The organism is Gordonia gummivorans, assembly GCF_022513585.1.
Lineage (GTDB): Bacteria > Actinomycetota > Actinomycetes > Mycobacteriales > Mycobacteriaceae > Gordonia.
This window is the reverse complement of sequence record NZ_JAKWBF010000023.1, coordinates 78,137-96,565: the sequence shown is the minus strand read 5'-3', so window position 1 is coordinate 96,565 and position 18,429 is coordinate 78,137. Positions and strand designations below refer to the sequence as shown.

1 protein-coding gene is annotated in these 18,429 nt (G+C 67.9%); it reads left to right on the top strand.

Annotated elements, in window-relative coordinates; translation table 11 throughout:
• Positions 1-18,385: amino acid adenylation domain-containing protein (locus MKW15_RS16975; protein WP_374247446.1), on the top strand; the 18,385-nt coding region annotated here is incomplete at its 5' end.
• Between the last annotated feature and the right edge of the window lie 44 nt (positions 18,386-18,429).

The window sequence follows — 18,429 nt, the reverse complement described above, 5'->3', positions numbered from 1 at the left end:
TCGGGTGGGCCAGGTTCTCGGTGTGGCGTTGTCGGTGCGGGATGTGTTTGATGCGCCGAGTGTGCGTGAGCTTGCTGCGGTGGCGGCCACGCATGAGGCTTCACTTCCGCCGATCGCTGCGGTTTCGCATCGGCCCGAACGTATTCCGCTGTCGTTTGCTCAGCAACGCATGTGGTTCATCAACCAGCTCGACTCCGGATCTGCGGCTTACAACATCCCGGTCGTCTTGCGTCTGACGGGCGAGTTGGAGGTCTCCGCACTGCGAGCTGCGGTGGCCGATGTTGTTGTGCGGCACGAGGTGTTGCGGACGACGTTCCTGGCGGTCGATGGTGTGCCGTTCCAACTCGTTGCCTCGGTCGACGAGGTCGAGGACGGTCTGGACTGGCAGATCGTGGATTCGCAAGCTGATGTCGAGACGGCGGTGACAGCCGGCTTCGATGTGACGTCGCAGTGGCCGCTGCGGGTGCGGCTGTGGCCGGTTGGTGCCGACGAGCACGTGCTGGCCGTGGTGGTCCATCACATTGCCGCCGACGGTGAGTCGATGACTCCGCTGGTTGTCGACATGGTGACCGCATATGCGGCGCGTGTCGCCGGGCACGCGCCCGAGTTCGAGCCGCTGCCGGTGCAAATCGCTGACTTCGCGATCTGGCAGCACGAGGTACTCGGAAGTCCGCAGGATCCGGAATCGGTGGTGGGCCGACAACTGGACTACTGGACCGAGCAACTGGCAGGCGCCCCGGATGTCCTGGAATTGCCTGGTGACCGGCCGCGGCCGGCAGTAGCTTCCCAAAGCGGTGGGCGCATCTCGTTCGAGATCCCAGGCGCCGTTGCCGGGCGGGTGGTGGAACTGGCGCGTGAGTCGAGCGCGACTCCGTTCATGGTGGTGCACGCAGCCCTCGCGGCATTGCTGGCACGCATGTCCGGGACCGACGACATCTCGATCGGGACTCCGCTGGCCGGGCGTGGTCAAGATGTGCTGGATCGGCTCGTCGGTATGTTCGTCAACACCCTGGTGTTGCGGACGAAGGTGGACAGCGGTGCCTCGTTCGGCGATCTCGTCGAGGTCGTCCGCGGCGTCGATCTCGGTGCTTTCGAGCATGGGGTCGCACCCTTTGAATCCGTTGTCGACGCGGTGAATCCGGTGCGGAGCGAGGCGTTCGCACCGTTGACACAGGTGTGGCTGAGCGTGAGCCAGGCAAGCGCCGACGCAAACCTCGGCGACGACGCAGATGTCGGCGGCTTGCGTGTGGCCCCGATCGAGGACCTGTCACCTCGGGCGAATGTGGACCTGTTCGTCGCCATCGACATCCGGGACGAGGGTGAATGGTTCGGGTCGGTGGTGTACGCGACCGACCTCTTCGAGAGTGAGACTGTTGACGCCCTGCTCGGTCGGTTCGTGCGCCTGCTCGATGCACTGACCGCCGACCCGGGGGCTCTGGTTGGCAGCATTGATCTGTTGGCAGCGCAGGAGCGTGACCAACTCGTGGCGTGGTCGGGTCCCGCGGATGTGTTGGCGCTGACCGGTTCCGGTGCATCGAACCTGGCTGATCTGACAGCGTCGTCCGGTGAGCGATTCACGGATGCTCCCGCGGTGATCTTCGACGGCCGCACGGTGAGCCACGCAGATTTCGCCGGCCGGGTCAATGCGTTTGCGCGGCAGTTGATTGCGGAAGGTGCGCGACCGGGCTCGGTCGTCGCGGTGTGTGCATCCCAGTCGTTCGAGCAGGTGCTTGCGGTGCAGGCAGTCATAGCTACCGGCGCCGCCTACGTCCCGCTCGCGACAGATACCCCGATCGAACGGGCGCGCCACATCATAGAGCTTTCCGCCGCGCAGATCGTGGTCACGACCGTGGCCGATACGGATTCGGCGGTGATCGAGGCGGCCCGCGAGGAAGAACTACTCATCGTGGTTGCCGACTTCGACGCCACGTCGATCGATAATCGACCGGTCACGAACGCTGACCGGAGGTCTCCGGTTCGTCCTGACCACACCGCCTACATCATCTTCACATCTGGATCGACAGGTCTGCCCAAGGGCGTCGCGGTGTCACACGGGTCGGTTTGGGCGCTGCTGGCCTTCGACCAGCAGAATTACCGGTTCACGCCAGACGATAGGCAACTGCAGGTTCTCAGCTATACCTTCGACCCCTCGGTCCTGGAATTCTTCCGCGGCGTCGTCAGCGGTGCCGCTCTGGTGATACCCGGCGACGAGCTCCGGACGGAGCCGAAGGCGATCAGCGCCCTGGTCGAACGGCATGGGGTGACGGTGGTCACCCTGGTTCCGTCGATGCTCGCGGTGATGCTCGACGTCGTCGGCGAGGACAACGGGGACTGGGCACGTTCGTTGCGCTATGTGCCGACCGGTGGTGAGGCTTTGTCGCCGGCGCTGGCTGATCGCCTGTACCGTGCGTGGCCGAGCATGAAGCTGTACAACCAGTATGGTCCTACCGAGACCACCATCTATTCGACGATCGCGGAACTGGACGATGGTGCACCGATTATTCCGATCGGTGTGCCTGTTGCCGGAAGCTCCGCATACGTCTTGGATGCACGGCTACAGATGGTGCCGGCAGGCGTGGTGGGTGAACTCTACGTCGGAGGAGCTCAGGTTTCGCTCGGGTACGTCGGCCGCACGGATCTGACTGCCGAACGTTTTGTCGCTGATCCATTCGGACCTGCGGGTTCGCGGTTGTACCGCACCGGCGACCTGGTTCGGTGGAATTATGACGGCCGGCTCCAGTATCTGGGGCGCACCGATTTCCAGGTGAAGCTGCGTGGTCAGCGCGTCGAGCTGGGTGAGATCGAGGCGGTGCTGGCCGGCGGGCCGGGCGTGGTCAAGGCTGCGGTGACAGTTGCCTCGGCTCCGGGTGGCGGTGAGCAGTTGGTGGCGTTCGTGTCGCCGGCCACGGTGAACGTGGATGAGCTGCGTACTCATGTAACTGCGGCACTGCCGGGTTACATGGTGCCGACGGCGTGGACGCTCGTGGAAGATCTGGCTCTCAACAGCGCGGGCAAGATCGACCGGCGAGCGCTGCCCGAACCCGATTTCGGGGGAGCGCAGGCGGAGTACGTATCTCCTGTGGGTGAGCGCGAAGCCGCTGTCGCGCAGGTGTTCGCCGAGATCCTCGGTGTGGACCGGGTATCGGTGATTGAGTCGTTCTTTGATCTCGGTGGTAACTCGCTCTCGGCGATGCGAGTGGTCGCGCGTGCCGGTGAAGTGCTCGATGCCGAGTTGTCGGTGCGTGACTTCTTCGACGCCTCCACGGTTCGCTCGCTGGTGACGCTGGCTGCGGGCAAGAGTCCGGCAGCGGCGCCGATCACCGCGGTGTCCCCGCGGCCGGAGCGCATTCCGCTGTCCTTTGCGCAGCAACGCATCTGGGTTCTGAACCGGATCGACCCAGAGTCGGCAGCCTACAACGTGCCGACCGTTCTTCGGCTCACCGGCACCCTCGACGAGGTCGCGTTGCGCGCCGCATTCGTCGACGTGGTGACCCGTCACGAGGTTCTGCGCACCACCTTCCCGGAGGCTGCGGGCGGCGCACGACAGCTCATCGCAGCCGCGGAAACCGTTGCCGAGCATATCGACTGGGGCATCGTTGACTCGCTCGAGGACATCGTCGGTGCCGTCGACTCGGGATTCGACCTGACCGTGCAAACACCGGTGCGCGTGCGGCTGTGGCGCCAAGACGAGGACACTGCGGTTCTGGCGGTGATCCTGCATCACATCGCCGCCGACGGTGAGTCGACCGGGCCGCTGCTCAACGATCTGCTCAGTGCCTACGCGGCACGAGGGGACGGTCGTACACCCGAGTTCGAGCCGATGCCTGTGCAATTCGCCGACTTCGCACTGTGGCAGCATCGGACCCTGGGATCGCCCGACGATCCCGACTCGGTGGTCGGTCGCCAGCTCGACTACTGGCGGACCGCCCTGGCCGGCCTGCCGGACGTCTTGGAACTACCCGCGGACCGGCCGCGGCCGCAGGTGGCATCCAGCCGCGGCGGAATCATCGAGTTCACCGTCCCGGCGTCGGTCGCCGGCCAGACCGTCCTGACCGCGACCGCCTTCGACATGACGCCGTTCATGGTCGTCCACGCCGCACTGTCGGTGTTGCTGGCTCGACTGTCGGGCACCGACGACATCGCCGTCGCCACACCCATTGCCGGCCGCGGTCAACGCGTCCTCGATCCGGTGGTCGGCATGTTCGTCAACTCGCTGGTGCTGCGTGCTCAGGTGAATCCGGCGATGCCCTTCGCCGAACTGCTCGAACAGGTTCGCGCCGTCGACATGGACGCATACGCCCATGCGGACGTGCCGTTCGAGACCCTGGTCGACGCACTCGCACCCGAGCGTTCACAGGCCTTCGAGCCGCTGGCCCAGGTGCTGCTCTCGTTCAACCCCGCCGCTTCTCTCGAGGGAGTGTCGGTGCAGATCGAGGGGCTGGAGATCGAGGGTGTCGAGCGGCCCGAGGTGGCAGCTCAGCGCGACCTCACCATCACCCTCAGTCAGACGGCCGGCGGTGAGGGTGACTGGACCGGCACCATCACCTACGCTGCCGATCTTTTCGACGAGCGCACCGTGGTCGGCATGGCGCAGACCTTCGTGCGGTTGCTCGACGATCTCACCGCCGAACCCGACTCGGCTGTCGGTGACCCGACCCTGCTGACCGACGAGCAGCGGGCGCAGGTGCTCGCCACATCGTTCGGCGAAGCGTGTCCGGTTTCGGTAAACACCGTGCCGGCGGCCATCGCCGCCCAGGTGCAGCGCTCCCCGAAGCGGGTCGCGGTGCGCCTCGACAATCGTGAGGTCTCCTACGCGGAGTTCGCGGCCCGGGTGAGCACCCTGGCCCGCACGCTCATCGCCTCCGGCGTCGGCCCCGACGTCGCGGTCGGTGTGTGTATCGACCGCAGCATCGAGATGATGGTCGCCATTCACTCAGTGTCGGCCGCGGGTGGTCAGTACGTGCCGATCGACACGGCTGCGCCCGGCGATCGGGTGCGGTACATGCTGGAGACCGCGGCGGTGCAGACGGTGCTGGTTGCTGCCGGCTCGCTGCCGACTGCCGTTGCCGAACTACCCGACGGCGTGAGACTGCATGCCGTGGATGCCTCGGGCGAGGTAGATCTGACCGTGGCCGCTGTGACCGACGCCGAGCGTCGTGCGCCGCTGTCGGACGATCACGCCGCCTACACGCTGTTCACCTCGGGATCGACGGGACGTCCCAAGGGCGTGACGGTCTCTCATCGTGCTGTACTCAACCGGTTGGCCTGGGGCTTTGCCACCTTCGGCTGGTCCCGCGGCGACCGGATCGTTCAAAAGACCCCGTACACCTTCGATGTCTCGGTGCCGGAGATCTTCGGTCCGCTGATGTCCGGTGCCACCGTTGTGCTGGCCCGCCCGGGCGGACACGCCGATCCGGAGTATCTGATCGGTCTGTTGGAGGAGTCGGCGGCAACCTCGGTGCACTTCGTGCCCTCGATGCTGTCGGTCTTCCTCGACGTCGTCGACCCGACGCGCATCGCTGCGCTCGACAGCCTCAAGTGGGTGTTCGCCTCCGGTGAGGCGCTCCCGCCGGCGCTCGTCGCCAAGGCGCGATCGGTGCTTCCCGACGAGGTGGGAATCCACAACCTGTTCGGTCCGACCGAGGCTGCCGTGGAGGTTTCCTGGGCCGACGTGTCTGCGGCCCCCGATGTGGTGAGCATCGGTGCGCCGGTGTGGAATACCTCCACCCTCGTCCTCGATGCCCGGTTGCGTCCGGTGCCGGTGGGGGTGCCCGGCGAGCTGTACCTCGGCGGTGTCCAGGTGGCCCGCGGGTACGCGTCGCAACCGGCCCTGACCGCCGAACGATTTGTGGCCGATCCCTATGGTGAACCGGGTTCGCGCCTGTACCGCACCGGCGACCGGGTGCGCTGGAACGCGGCCGGTGAGGTGGAATACCTGGGCCGCACCGACTTCCAGGTCAAACTGCGAGGTCAGCGCATCGAGCTCGGTGAAATCGAGGCCGTCCTTGCCGGTGCGCCCGGCGTGGTCAAGGCCGCAGTGTCGGTGTCCAAGGCGCCGACCGGAGCCGATCATCTGGTGGCATTCTTGTCGCCGGGGTCGGTGGATCTCGACGCGGTCGCAACACATGTGGCTGCGGCGCTGCCGGGGTACATGGTGCCCACGGTCTGGACGGTCGTCGACGACCTCGCGCTCAACAGTGCGGGCAAGATCGATCGTCGTGCTCTGCCCGATCCCGATTTCGGCTCCCTCGGAACGCACTACGAAGCGCCGGTGGGTGAGCTCGAAGAGCAGCTCGCCGTCACCGTGGCAGCCCTGCTGGGCCTGCCGAAGGTCTCGGTGACCGAGTCTTTCTTCGCTCTCGGCGGCGACTCGATCATGTCCATCCAGCTCGCCTCGGCGATGCGCGCGGCCGGTCATGCGTTGAGTCCCAGGCAGATCTTCGAGCACCGCACGGTGCGTGCGATTGCCGCCGCCCTGGGTGATGCGCATACTGCGCTGCCCGAGCTCGCCGAGCTCCCCGGCGGTGCGGTCGGTCAGGTCGAGCTCTCCCCGGTGGTGTCCTGGATGCTCGAATACTCGGACACTGCAAGCGATTTCGCGGACTATTCGCAGTCGATGGTGCTCGCGGCGCCAGCTGCCCTGACGGCCGGCGATCTCGCCGAAGTTCTGGACGTGGTGGTGACGGCACATCCGATGCTGCGCGCCACCCTGTCGGCCGAGGGCACCGGTGAGTACAGGATGTATGCCGGCGGTGAGTTCGATGCCGCCGCGGCGATCTCGGTCCACGAGTCCTCGGCAATGGTTGGCACAGCCGAATTCGACGGCGACCTCGCCGCCGCCCACGCGGTGGCTGCGGGCCGTCTCGATCCGGCCAGGGGTGCGCTCGTGCAGACCGCGCTGGTCACCGATGCCAACGGTGTCGGCCGGATCGTGGTGGTGATCCACCACCTCGGCGTCGATGCGGTGTCCTGGCAGATCCTCGTCGAGGACCTGATCACCGTGTGGGCCCAGCGGTCCGCCGGACATCGGCTGCATGTGCGTGCGACGACCGCCTCGCAGCGTGCGTGGAACCACGAGCTGGTCGAACGGGTAGGGGACTTCCGCGACGAAGTCGCGTTTTGGTCGGCACGAGTTCGGCCCCAGCCAACCGATCTCGGTGCGCAACTCGACCGGGACCGCGACCGCATGCGCACCGCACGCAGTCGCGGCAACCTCGTGGATCCGGTGGTGACCGAACAGATTCTCACCACCGTGCCGGAAGCTTTCGGCGGCAACGTGAACGACGTGCTTCTCGCCGGTCTGGCCCGGGCGGTGCGCTCCTGGCAGCAGGACCGCGGCATCGACGACGACGCACCGGTCTCGGTGCTCCTCGAAGGACACGGACGCTACGAAGAGGTTCTCGAGCAGGGGCCGACGCCGGTTCGCGCCGATCTGTCCCGTTCGGTAGGGTGGTTCACGACGATCACGCCGATGAATCTCGACCCGGCCGACGATGCTGTGCACGCGGTCAAGGCCGCGAAGGAAGAGCGTCTCGCGCAGCCGACCTCGGGCCTCGGTTTCGGATGGCTGCGTTATCGGGGAGACACCGAACTCTCGGACCGACCGTTGCCGTCGATCGTGTTCAACTACTTCGGTGCGGGCGGGGCCGGGGAGTCCGAGACCGGCGCGGCGTCGCTGCCGTTCGGACCGGCCGGTGGACCGGGCCTCGGGGCGTCGCCCAACGGTGGCATGGCGATACAGGCACTGCTGACCGCGACCGTCAGCGGAGTGCTGATCGACGGTCGTCGTCAACTGTCGACGTCGGTCACGTTCGGCGAGAACGTATTCGACGATGCTGCTATCGACGACCTGCTGATGCGGTGGGCACGAGAGCTGACGGTGATCGCGGGAATCGGCACAGAGGTGGGCCTCTCGCCGTCCGACGTGCCCGGCGTCGACCTGCGTCAGGTCGATCTCGACCGGCTTGCGCAGCAGTATCCGGGCGCGGCGATCTGGCCGTTGTCACCGCTACAGGGCGGGTTGTACTTCCAGTCGCAGCTGGCCGCCGGTCTCGACGACGCGGTGGATGTCTACATCACGCAGGTGCAGGTTGCCCTCGGCGCCGACGTCGACGTCGAACGCCTGCACGAGGCGGGTCAGCGGTTGCTGAGCCATCACGAGGTGCTGCGTTCGGGTTTTGTGGCGACCGAGAACGGTGCGATCGTGACGGTGGTGCCGGCGACGGTTTGCCTGCCGTGGTCGGTGATCGATCTCGGCGATGTCGATGACGAGACCGCTGCGGCGCGGCTGGCCGAGATCGCGCAGGGGGAGCGGTTGACGCCGTTCGATCTCGCGGTGCCGCCGCTGCTGCGGTTCGTGTTGGTGCGTCAGGCCGCCTCTGCGACGCTGGTGGTGACCAATCACCACATCATCTTGGATGGTTGGTCGGGTCCGCTGATGCTGGCCGATCTGATGGCCATCTACGCCACGGGTGAGCCGTACACTCCGCGCGCCGATTTCGCGGCGTATCTTCGTCGGATTGCCGGTGTCGACAGGGAGGCGGGGCTGGCGGTCTGGGGTGAGGTGCTCTCGCCCGTGTCGGAGCCGAGTCTGGTGGCAGCGGCTCATGGTGGGGCGATCGAGGTGCTCTCGCGTGACGAGTCGCTGCTTCTCGATGCCGAGCTGACCGCCGAATTGCAAGCGGTTGCACGCTCGCTGGGTGTCACGGTTGCGACGGTGAGTCAGTTCGTGTGGGCTGTGCTGATCTCCCGGCTGACCGGTAACCGGGTCGTGGCCTTTGGCGAGACGGTGTCGGGTCGACCGGCTGATCTCGACGGCGTCGAGGCGATGGTGGGTCTGTTCATCAACACTCTGCCGGTGGTTGTCGATGTTGATCCGGACGCGACGGTGGGTCAGGTCCTGCGCGGGTTGCAGGCCGACAAGGTGAGGGTGCTCGATCATCAGCACCTCACATTGCCGGAAATCCTTTCGGGCACCGGGAATCCGATGTTGTTCGACACGTTGACCGTGCACGAGTCCTACCCGGTGGACGCCGATTCGTTTGCACAGGCCGACACCGCAGCGCTCGGCCTGGACGTCCGCGGCGTCGACGGCGACGACTTCACCCACTATCCGCTCAACCTGGGTACCTCACTGGCCGGTGACCGGCTGAGCGTGAAGATCAAGTACCTGCCAGAGGTCTTCGACCAGGCGCAGGTGCAGGTGTTCTTGTCGGTGATCCTGCAGGTCCTGCAGCAGGTTGCGGCATCCGCCGACCGCCGTATCGGCGAACTCGAGCTCTTCGACGACGCGACCGCCGCCGACGTCCGGCGCTGGTCGGTACCACCGGTGCCCGTGCCGGGCCCGGCGACTGCGGCCGATCTGCTGATCGATCGGGCCTCGGAGACACCCCACTCGACGGCACTGATCCTGGGTGAGCGAGAGGTCAGCTACCGCGAACTCGGCGCGCGCACGGCACTGCTGGCCCGCGAACTCATCGCGGCCGGCGTGGGCCCGGACGTGGCCGTGGCGCTCGCGATGCCCAGGTCGGTGGAGATGCTGGTCGCGATCCACGCTGTGCTCGCCGCCGGCGGACAGTACGTACCGATCGAGGTGGCGGTACCCGGCGAACGCGCCGAGTACATGCTGAGAATGTCCGGAGCGGTGGCGCTGCTGGTGTCGGCGGACTCGTCGGCGACGGCCGTCGCCGACACGGCCCGTGCGCAGGATCTGCCGGTGATCCTGGTGTCGGCGGACCGGCCGCTCGACACCGATGCCGTGCCCGCTCTCGACCCGGCGGAACGACTCTCGCCGGTGCACGGCGAGAATGCTGCCTACACGATCTTCACCTCAGGATCGACGGGCCGGCCCAAGGGCGTCACGGTGCCGCACCGGGCGCTGATGGCCGAGGTGATGGCTGACGTGGCGTATTACTCGTTCCACGCGGACGACGTCTTCTTGCAGGTGCTGGAGTACACCTTCGATCCGTCGGTGCTCGAATTCATCCGCCCGCCGATGTGCGGCGGCTCGCTGGTGCTGCTGGAACCGGGCACTCACCGCGATCCCTTCGTCATCCGGGACACGGTCGCCCGCCGCGGCGTCACCTCGGCGATCATCGTGCCGTCGATGCTCGCGGTCATGGCTGAGGTGCTCGCCGAGGAAGACCCCGCATGGAGTGACTCCATCCGGCATCTGCACACCGGCGGCGAGGCGCTGCCGCCGGCGGTGGCCGAGGCGGTCACCAGGCTCTGGCCGGGTCTGACCCTGCACAACCAGTACGGCCCCACCGAGACCACGATCTTCGCCACCGTCCAGACCTACGACCCGGAGGGCCGCGGTGTGACCATCGGCCGTCCGATCGACGGCGCCGAAGGGTACGTGCTCGACTCCCGGTTGCGGTTGCTGCCGCCCGGAATGCCCGGCGAGCTGTACGTCGGCGGTCTCCAGGTTGCCCGCGGCTACTCCCGCCAGTCGGCACTGACGGCCGAGCGCTTCGTCGCCGATCCATACGGACCGGCGGGGTCACGGTTGTACCGCACAGGAGACCTGGTCCGGTGGACCACTCGCGGTGAGATCGAGTACCTGGGCCGCACCGACTTCCAGGTCAAGCTCCGCGGCCAGCGCCTCGAACTCGGGGAAGTGGAGGCGGTGCTGACCCGAGCGCCCAGTGTGGTGCACGCCGCCGCGCGCGTGGTGTCCTCACCGGCCGGGGTCGAGCACCTGGCCGCCTACCTCGCGCCGGCCCCGATCGACGTGGAGGCGGTCAAGATCGTCGCCGCCGAATCGCTACCGGGCTTCATGGTGCCCACCGTGTGGACCGTGCTCGACGACATAGCGCTGAACACGGCCGGCAAGATCGACCGGCAGGCGCTGCCGGCGCCGGACTTCACCGGCAGCGAAGCCGACTACGTGGCACCGGAAGGAGACCGCGAGGTCACCATGGCGGCGCTGTTCGCCGAGTTGCTCGGCGTGGAGCGGGTCTCGGCCACCGAGAGCTTCTTCGACCTGGGCGGCAACTCGCTGTCGGCGATGCGGCTGGCTGCGCGTGCCGCTGCGGCGATGGAAACCGACATCGGCGTGCGGGACGTGTTCCTGGCGCCGTCGGTACGGTCCCTGGTCGAGCTCGTCGGTGATCGGGGTGCCGGACTCGAGCGCGTCACCGCGGCTCGACCGCGGCCCGACCGGCTTCCGCTCTCGTTCGCGCAGCAGCGCATGTGGTTCATCAACCAGTTCGACGCGGTCTCACCTGCCTACAACATTCCGGCGGTGCTGCGTCTGCACGGCCGGCTCGACGTGGACGCGTTGCGCGCAGCCGTCGTGGACGTGGTCATCCGGCACGAGGTGCTGCGCACCGTCTTCCCGGCGGTCGACGGTGAGGCCGTCGCCGTGATCGCCCCGGCCGACGCCGTGGAGACACGTCTGGACTGGCGCCTCGTGGACAGTGACGACGCCGTGATCGACGCGGTGCAGACCGGTTTCGACGTGACGACGGACTGGCCGCTGCGCGTGCGGCTGTGGCCGGTCGCTGACGACGAATACGTGCTGGCCGTCGTCACGCATCACATCGCGTCCGACGGCGAATCCTTGCGGCCGTTGGTCACCGATCTCGTCCAGGCGTATTCGGCGCGCGCCGCCGGGGCCGCACCGGAGTTCGCACCGCTGGCGGTGCAGTTCGCCGACTACGCGCTGTGGCAGCATCGTGTCCTCGGTGCCGCCGACGATGCGTCGTCGGTCCTCGGTGGTCAGCTCCGCTACTGGGCCGAGCGCCTGGCCGGACTGCCCGAGGTGTCGGCGTTGCCGACCGACCGTCCACGTCCGCCGGTGGCCTCGCAGCGTGGGGCCCGGACCTCGTTCACAGTGCCGTCCGCACTGGTCGACGCGGTGCACCAGCTGGCAGCCGCACACTCGGTGACCCCGTTCATGGTCTTCCACGCGGCGCTGGCCGCAGTCCTCGCCCGGCTCTCGGGCAGCGACGACATCGCGGTCGGAACCTCCGTCGCAGGCCGGGGACAGGCCGAACTCGACCCGCTGGTGGGCATGTTCGTCAACACCTTGGTGTTGCGCACCAGGGTGGACGGGGACGAGTCCTTCGTCGACCTGCTCGGCGAGGTCCGTGCCACCGACCTGGACGCTTTCGCCAACGCCGACCTCCCGTTCGAGGTCCTCGTGGACACCGTCAACCCGGTGCGCTCGGAGGCTTTCGCACCGCTGACGCAGGTGCTGGTCTTCTTCAACGAGCGCACCGCCGGCGCCGCGCTGACTCCGGTGCTCGGGGATCTGAGCGTGGAACCGTTGCCGGCGCCGACCGGAACCGCTCGGGTGGACCTGACCTTCGAGGTTTCCGTCGGGTCACACGACGAACCGTGGGAGGTCTCCGTCGAGTACGCGACGGATCTGTTCGACGGGAGTTCGGTGGACACCCTCGGCGCCCGACTGGTCACCATCCTGCACGCCGTCACCGTCCAGCCGAGCCTGCCGGTCGGTGACATCGACCTGCGGTTGGCGACTGACGTCGCCGCGGATGACGACGAGACGGGCCCGCTGGTGGCGATCGCCGAGCGCACCGTTGCTGACGCGGTTGCCGCCCAGGTGGCCCGCACACCGCGGGCTGTGGCGCTGCGCTACGAGGGCCGTGAGGTGACGTACGGGGAGTTCGGTGCTCGGGTGAACACCCTGGCACGACAGCTGATCGCCGCCGGGGTGGGCCCCGAGGTGGCGGTCGCGGTCTGGATCGACCGATCGGTCGAGATGATGGTCGGCATCCATGCAGTCGTCGCGGCGGGCGGGCAGTACGTGCCCATCGACACGACGGCACCGACCGACCGTGTGGAGTACATGATCGACACCGCCGATGTGCGGGTTGTGCTCGTCGCCGCGGGCGAGGTGCCGGCCGGGATCGGCGGGGTGCCGGTCGTGGAGGTGGATGCTTCGGCGGACATCGGGGAGCATGCCGCACCGGTGACCGACGCGGAGCGACTCGCGCCGCTACGCGTCGAACATGCCATCTACACCTTGTTCACCTCGGGTTCGACCGGCCGCCCCAAGGGTGTCACGCTGACCCACGAGGCCGTCGTCAATCGCCTGGACTGGGGTCTGGACGAGTTGCCGATCGATCACACCGACGCGGTACTGCAGAAGACCCCGTACACCTTCGACTGTTCGGTGCCCGAGCTGTTCGCGCCGCTGATGGTGGGTGCCCAGCTGGTGGTGCTCAAGGCCGGTGGCCATGTGGATCCGCTGTATGTCGCCGACGTCATCGAGTCCTCGCGAGCCACGATGGTGCATTTCGTGCCGTCGATGCTGTCGGTGTTCTGCGAGCTCGTGGGCCGGGAGCGGATCGCGGCGATGTCGTCGGTGCGGATCATCTCGACGACCGGTGAGGCGCTGCCGCCGGCGGTGGCCACCGACCTGCGGCGAGCCCTGCCCGGCATCTTGTTCTACAACCTCTATGGACCCACCGAGGCCGCCGTGGAGATCACCTACGAGCGGATCGAGGAGGTCGATCCGGCTGCCGCCTCGGTCGCGATCGGGTTGCCGGTGTGGAACAGCTCGGCCCTGGTGCTCGACCGTCGTTTGCACCGGGTCCCCGACGGGGTGGCCGGCGAACTCTACCTGGGTGGCGTGCAGCTGGCTCGCGGTTACGCGGCGCGCGCCGACCTGACCGCCGAACGCTTCGTCGCCGATCCGTACGGGCCGGCCGGAGCACGGCTCTACCGGACCGGAGATCTGGTACGTCGCCTCGGTGGCCGTCTGGAGTATCTCGGCCGCACCGACTTCCAGGTGAAGCTGCGCGGTCAGCGCATCGAACTCGGTGAGATCGAATCGGTGCTCGCCGCCGCGCCCGGTGTGGTGCACGCGGCCGCCACCGTCGTCGAGGGCCCTGGCGGGTCACAGCACCTGGTCGGCTATCTGGCCGGTGGGCGTACCGCCCTTGATCTGGACGCCGTGATGGCGGCCGCGGGTCAGGCGTTGCCGGGTTACATGGTGCCCACGGTGTGGACGGTGCTCGACGACATCGCCCTCAACTCGGCGGGCAAACTCGACCGCAAGGCCCTACCGGCGCCGGATTTCTCTTCGGTCACCGCCGAGTACGTGGCACCTCAGACCCCGCCCGAGGAGGCCCTGGCCGAGGTCTTCGCCGACATCCTCGGCGTCGAGCAGGTCGGTGTCACCGAGTCGTTCTTCGATCTGGGCGGCAATTCGCTCTCGGCGATGCGGCTCGCCGCACGCGCCGGCGAGGCCCTGGGAGTGGACGTGACGGTGCGGGACGTCTTCGACGCCCCGACCATCCGAGGGCTGGCGGCCGTGGCGGCGAACCGAGAGGCGTTGCTCCCGCCGATCGTCGCCGCCCGACCGCGGCCTGCGACCATCCCCCTCTCGTTCGCGCAACAGCGGATGTGGTTCATCAACCGCTTCGATGCGACCTCGGCCGCCTACAACCTGCCGGCGGTCCTGCGCCTGTCCGGCGGGCTGGATGTGAACGCCTTGCGCGCGGCGTTCGTCGACCTGGTCCGACGTCACGAGATCCTGCGGACGACGTTCCCTCTCGTCGACGGCGAGCCGGTACAGATCGTCGCCGACGCGGATCGGGTCGAGGACGACCTCGATTGGGCCGAGGTCGACTCGCAGCAAGCCATCGAAGCCGCGGTCTCCGGCGGCTTCGTCCTCGCCGAGGAATGGCCGCTCCGGGTCCGGCTGTGGCCCGTCGCGACCGGCGAAGCGGTGCTCGCTGTGGTGGTCCATCACATCGCCGCCGACGGGGAGTCGCTCGATGTGCTGCTGACGGACCTGGTCACCGCGTACGCCGCCCGATCTGCCGGTGCCGCTCCGCGCTACCGGCCGCTGCCGCTGCAGTTCGCCGACTACGCGATCTGGCAGCACCGGGCGCTCGGCGCTCCGGACGACCCGCAGTCGGTGGTCGGGGCTCAACTGGCTTACTGGCGCGAACACCTCGCCGGACTGCCGGATGTTCTGGAGCTGCCCAGCGACCGGCCGCGACCGGCCGTCGCCTCGGAGGCGGGCGCACAGGTGCGTTTCGAGATCGACGCCGACCTGGCCGAGCGGATCGCCCAGCGGGCCGCGAGTTCGGGTACCACTCCGTTCATGGTGGTCCACGCCGCCCTCGCGGTGCTGCTGTACCGGCTGGCCGGCACCGACGATGTGGCGATCGGCACCCCGGTGGCCGGCCGCGGGCAGGAGGCGATCGATCCGCTGATCGGCATGTTCGTCAACACTCTGGTGCTGCGCACGGCGGTGCGGGCAGACGAGACCTTCGACGACCTGCTCGCGCGGGTACGCGAGGTGGATCTGACCGCCTTCACGCACAGCTCAACGCCTTTCGAGGCGGTCGTCGATGCGGTGAATCCGGTTCGCTCGCAGGCATTTGCGCCGCTGGTGCAGGTCTGGCTCTCGGTTCGTCAGCACGGTGGGGCGACCGGTCGCGACGCAGTGCCGGTGGTCGGTGATCTGCGGGTCGAGTTGCTCGGCGAGGAACATCAGCCGATCGAGGTGGACCTGGTGGTCGATCTGACGGTCGCCGCTCCGGGGGAGTCCTGGCAGGGCACGGTCCGCTATGCCGTCGACCTGTTCGAGGCATCGACGGTCGAGACGATGATGGACCGACTGCAGGTGCTGCTCGCCGCCTCGGTCGACGAGCCGCGCGCTCTCGTCGGTGACGTGTCCTGGCTACCGGAGGTCGAGAGATGCCGGATCGAGGACTGGTCGCACGGCCTGGCGTTGACGGAGGCGCCGAACGAACAGACCCTGGCCGATCTGGTCCGCAGGCGGGTGGCTGCGGCGCCGGAGGCGACAGCCGTGCTCACCTCACACGGCGAACTGAGTTACGCCGGATTCGATCGGGCGATCGCTGCGGTGTCAGATCAATTGGTCGCGCTCGGTGTCGGCACCGACGTCCCGGTCGCGATCGCGCTGCCGCGTTCGGCGGCTCTGGTGACAGCGGTGCACGCCACGGTCGTCGCCGGCGGCCAATTCGTCCCGGTGGATCCGCAGGCCCCCCTCGACCGGCTCAGCTATGTGCTCACCACAGCCGGGGTTCAGGTGATGGTGGTGGACGGCTCGCGGCCGGAACTGCGGGCGCTGGCCGCGGAACTGGGAGTGGAAGTGCGCGAGCTTTCGGAGGACGAGGTGTTCGCCGCGGCACGATCCACCGGCCCGGGTCTGGCGGTTTCCTCGGCGGCCGGACCGGGATGTGCCGATGCTGCCGCTTACACGCTGTTCACCTCGGGCTCCACCGGGCAGCCGAAGGGTGTCACCGTCTCCCATCGATCGGTTGTGACACAGCTGCGGCATGACGCGGTGGTGCACGGATACACCTCGCGAGACGTGTACGCGCAGGTGGTCTCGTCCACCTTCGATCCGTCGGTACTCGAGTTCTACCGGCCGATCGTGTCCGGCGGAGTGCTCCTCATGCTCGATGAGAACGTCTACCGCGACCCGCGGGCGCTGGCCGACGAACTCGGTCGGCGTGGGGTGACCTCGGCGATCATCGTGCCGTCCATGCTTTCGACGATGCTCGACGTGCTCAGCGACGCGGAGCTCGCCGAGATGGCCTCCATGCGGGCGCTCGACGTCGGCGGCGAAGCGTTCCCCGCGCCGCTGGTCGACCGCATTCTGCGACTGTGGCCGGATTCGGCGCCGCACAACTTGTACGGACCGACCGAGTCGGCGATCGTCGCGAGCTACAAGCCGGTCGAAGCCGGTAAGCCGGTGACCATCGGCCGACCGGTGTCTCATCTGACCACCTGGGTGCTCGACGCGCGTCTGCGGCCGGTGCCGCCGGGTGTTCCCGGTGAGCTGTACCTCGGTGGGGTTCAGCTGGCCCGGGGCTATGTGTCCCGGCCGGATCTGACTGCCGAGCGCTTCGTCGCCGATCCGTTCAGCTCGGGTGGCCGTCTCTACCGCACCGGCGATCTGGTGCGGTGGACCACCGACGGTGAGATCGACTATCTGGGCCGCACCGACTTCCAGGTCAAGCTGCGTGGTCAGCGCATCGAACTCGGCGAGATCGAGGCGGCCATCACTCGGGCCCCTGGTGTGGTCAGCTCGGCGGTGACCCTGGCGACGGGTCCAGGAGGCGCGCAGTACCTGGCCGCCTATCTGACGCCGGACTCGGTGGACGTGCCGGCCGTACAGGCGGCGGTGGCCGGGGAACTGGCCTCCTACATGGTGCCGTCGGTCTGGATGACGTTGTCGGAGATGCCACTGAACACTGCTCGCAAGATCGACCGGGCCGCGCTGCCGGCACCGGACCCGCTGGCGACCGGTGTCGAGTATTCCGCTCCTGAGGGTGTGCGCGAGACCGTGATCGCCCGCGCCTTCGCCGATGTTCTCGGGGTGGCCGAGGTGTCGGCGACGGCGTCGTTCTTCGCGCTGGGCGGCAACTCGCTGTCCGCGGTGCGGATCGTCGAGCGGCTGCGTCGCGAGCTGGGGACCGAACTGGATCTGGCGGCGCTGTTCGCGGATCCGACGGTCCGCGGGCTCGCCGAACACCTCACCGCCGAGACGGAGGCAGCCAACGGGGTGCTGCTGACCCTGCGGGCGCAGGGGACCCGGCCGCCCTTGTTCTGCGTTCACCCGGCCGGCGGTCTTGCCTGGTTCTACGGGGGCTTCGCCCCATACCTGCCGGATCGACCGATCTACGGTCTGCAGGATCCGCACGTCACCGTCGGCGAAGAGGTTCGCAGGGATGTCGGTGAACTGGCCGAGCGTTATCTCGAAGAGATCCGTCGGGTGCAGCCGGACGGTCCGTACCACCTCCTGGGCTGGTCGGTGGGCGGCATCATTGCGCAGGCGATGGCCACCCGGTTGCAGGCCTCGGGTGCGCAGGTGGCCTATCTGGGCATCATGGATGCCGCACCGGTGCCACCGGACGACGTCGGGGCGCAGGCTCCGTCGTCGGAGGCCGGCGACCACATCGAGGTCGACGGGGCGGATGCCGACGGAGCCGATGTCGACGAGGCGGGCGGCGACGTCGTCGCCGATCTGCTCGGCGGCTGGCGTGAACTGTTCGACCTGGGTGATGATCTGCAGGCGTCGACGCCGGAGGAAGTGGTCGCGGTGGTCCGCGAGCAGATCGCCGGCATGGGTCTGTTCACCGCCGACCAGGTGGAGCGGATCATGGAGAGCTTCGCCTCGGCCGAGGATGTGGTGATCGGTCACCGGCCGGATCGCTTCGACGGCGACGTGCAGGTCTTCGTGGCTACCGCCGACAAGGACGAGCCGGAGCTGGTCGCCGAGGCGTGGGCGCCGTACGTGACCGGCACGGTGTCGACGACTCGAGTGGACACGCACCATCTAGGCATGGCGAATCCGGAGGCGCTGGCCGTGATCGGCCCGGTGCTGTTCGATACGCTCGACGAAGGATTCGCCGGGCGGTCACACGACTGATCGAGACTCGGTGGCCGAGCATGTTCGCCGAGGTGTCAATTCAA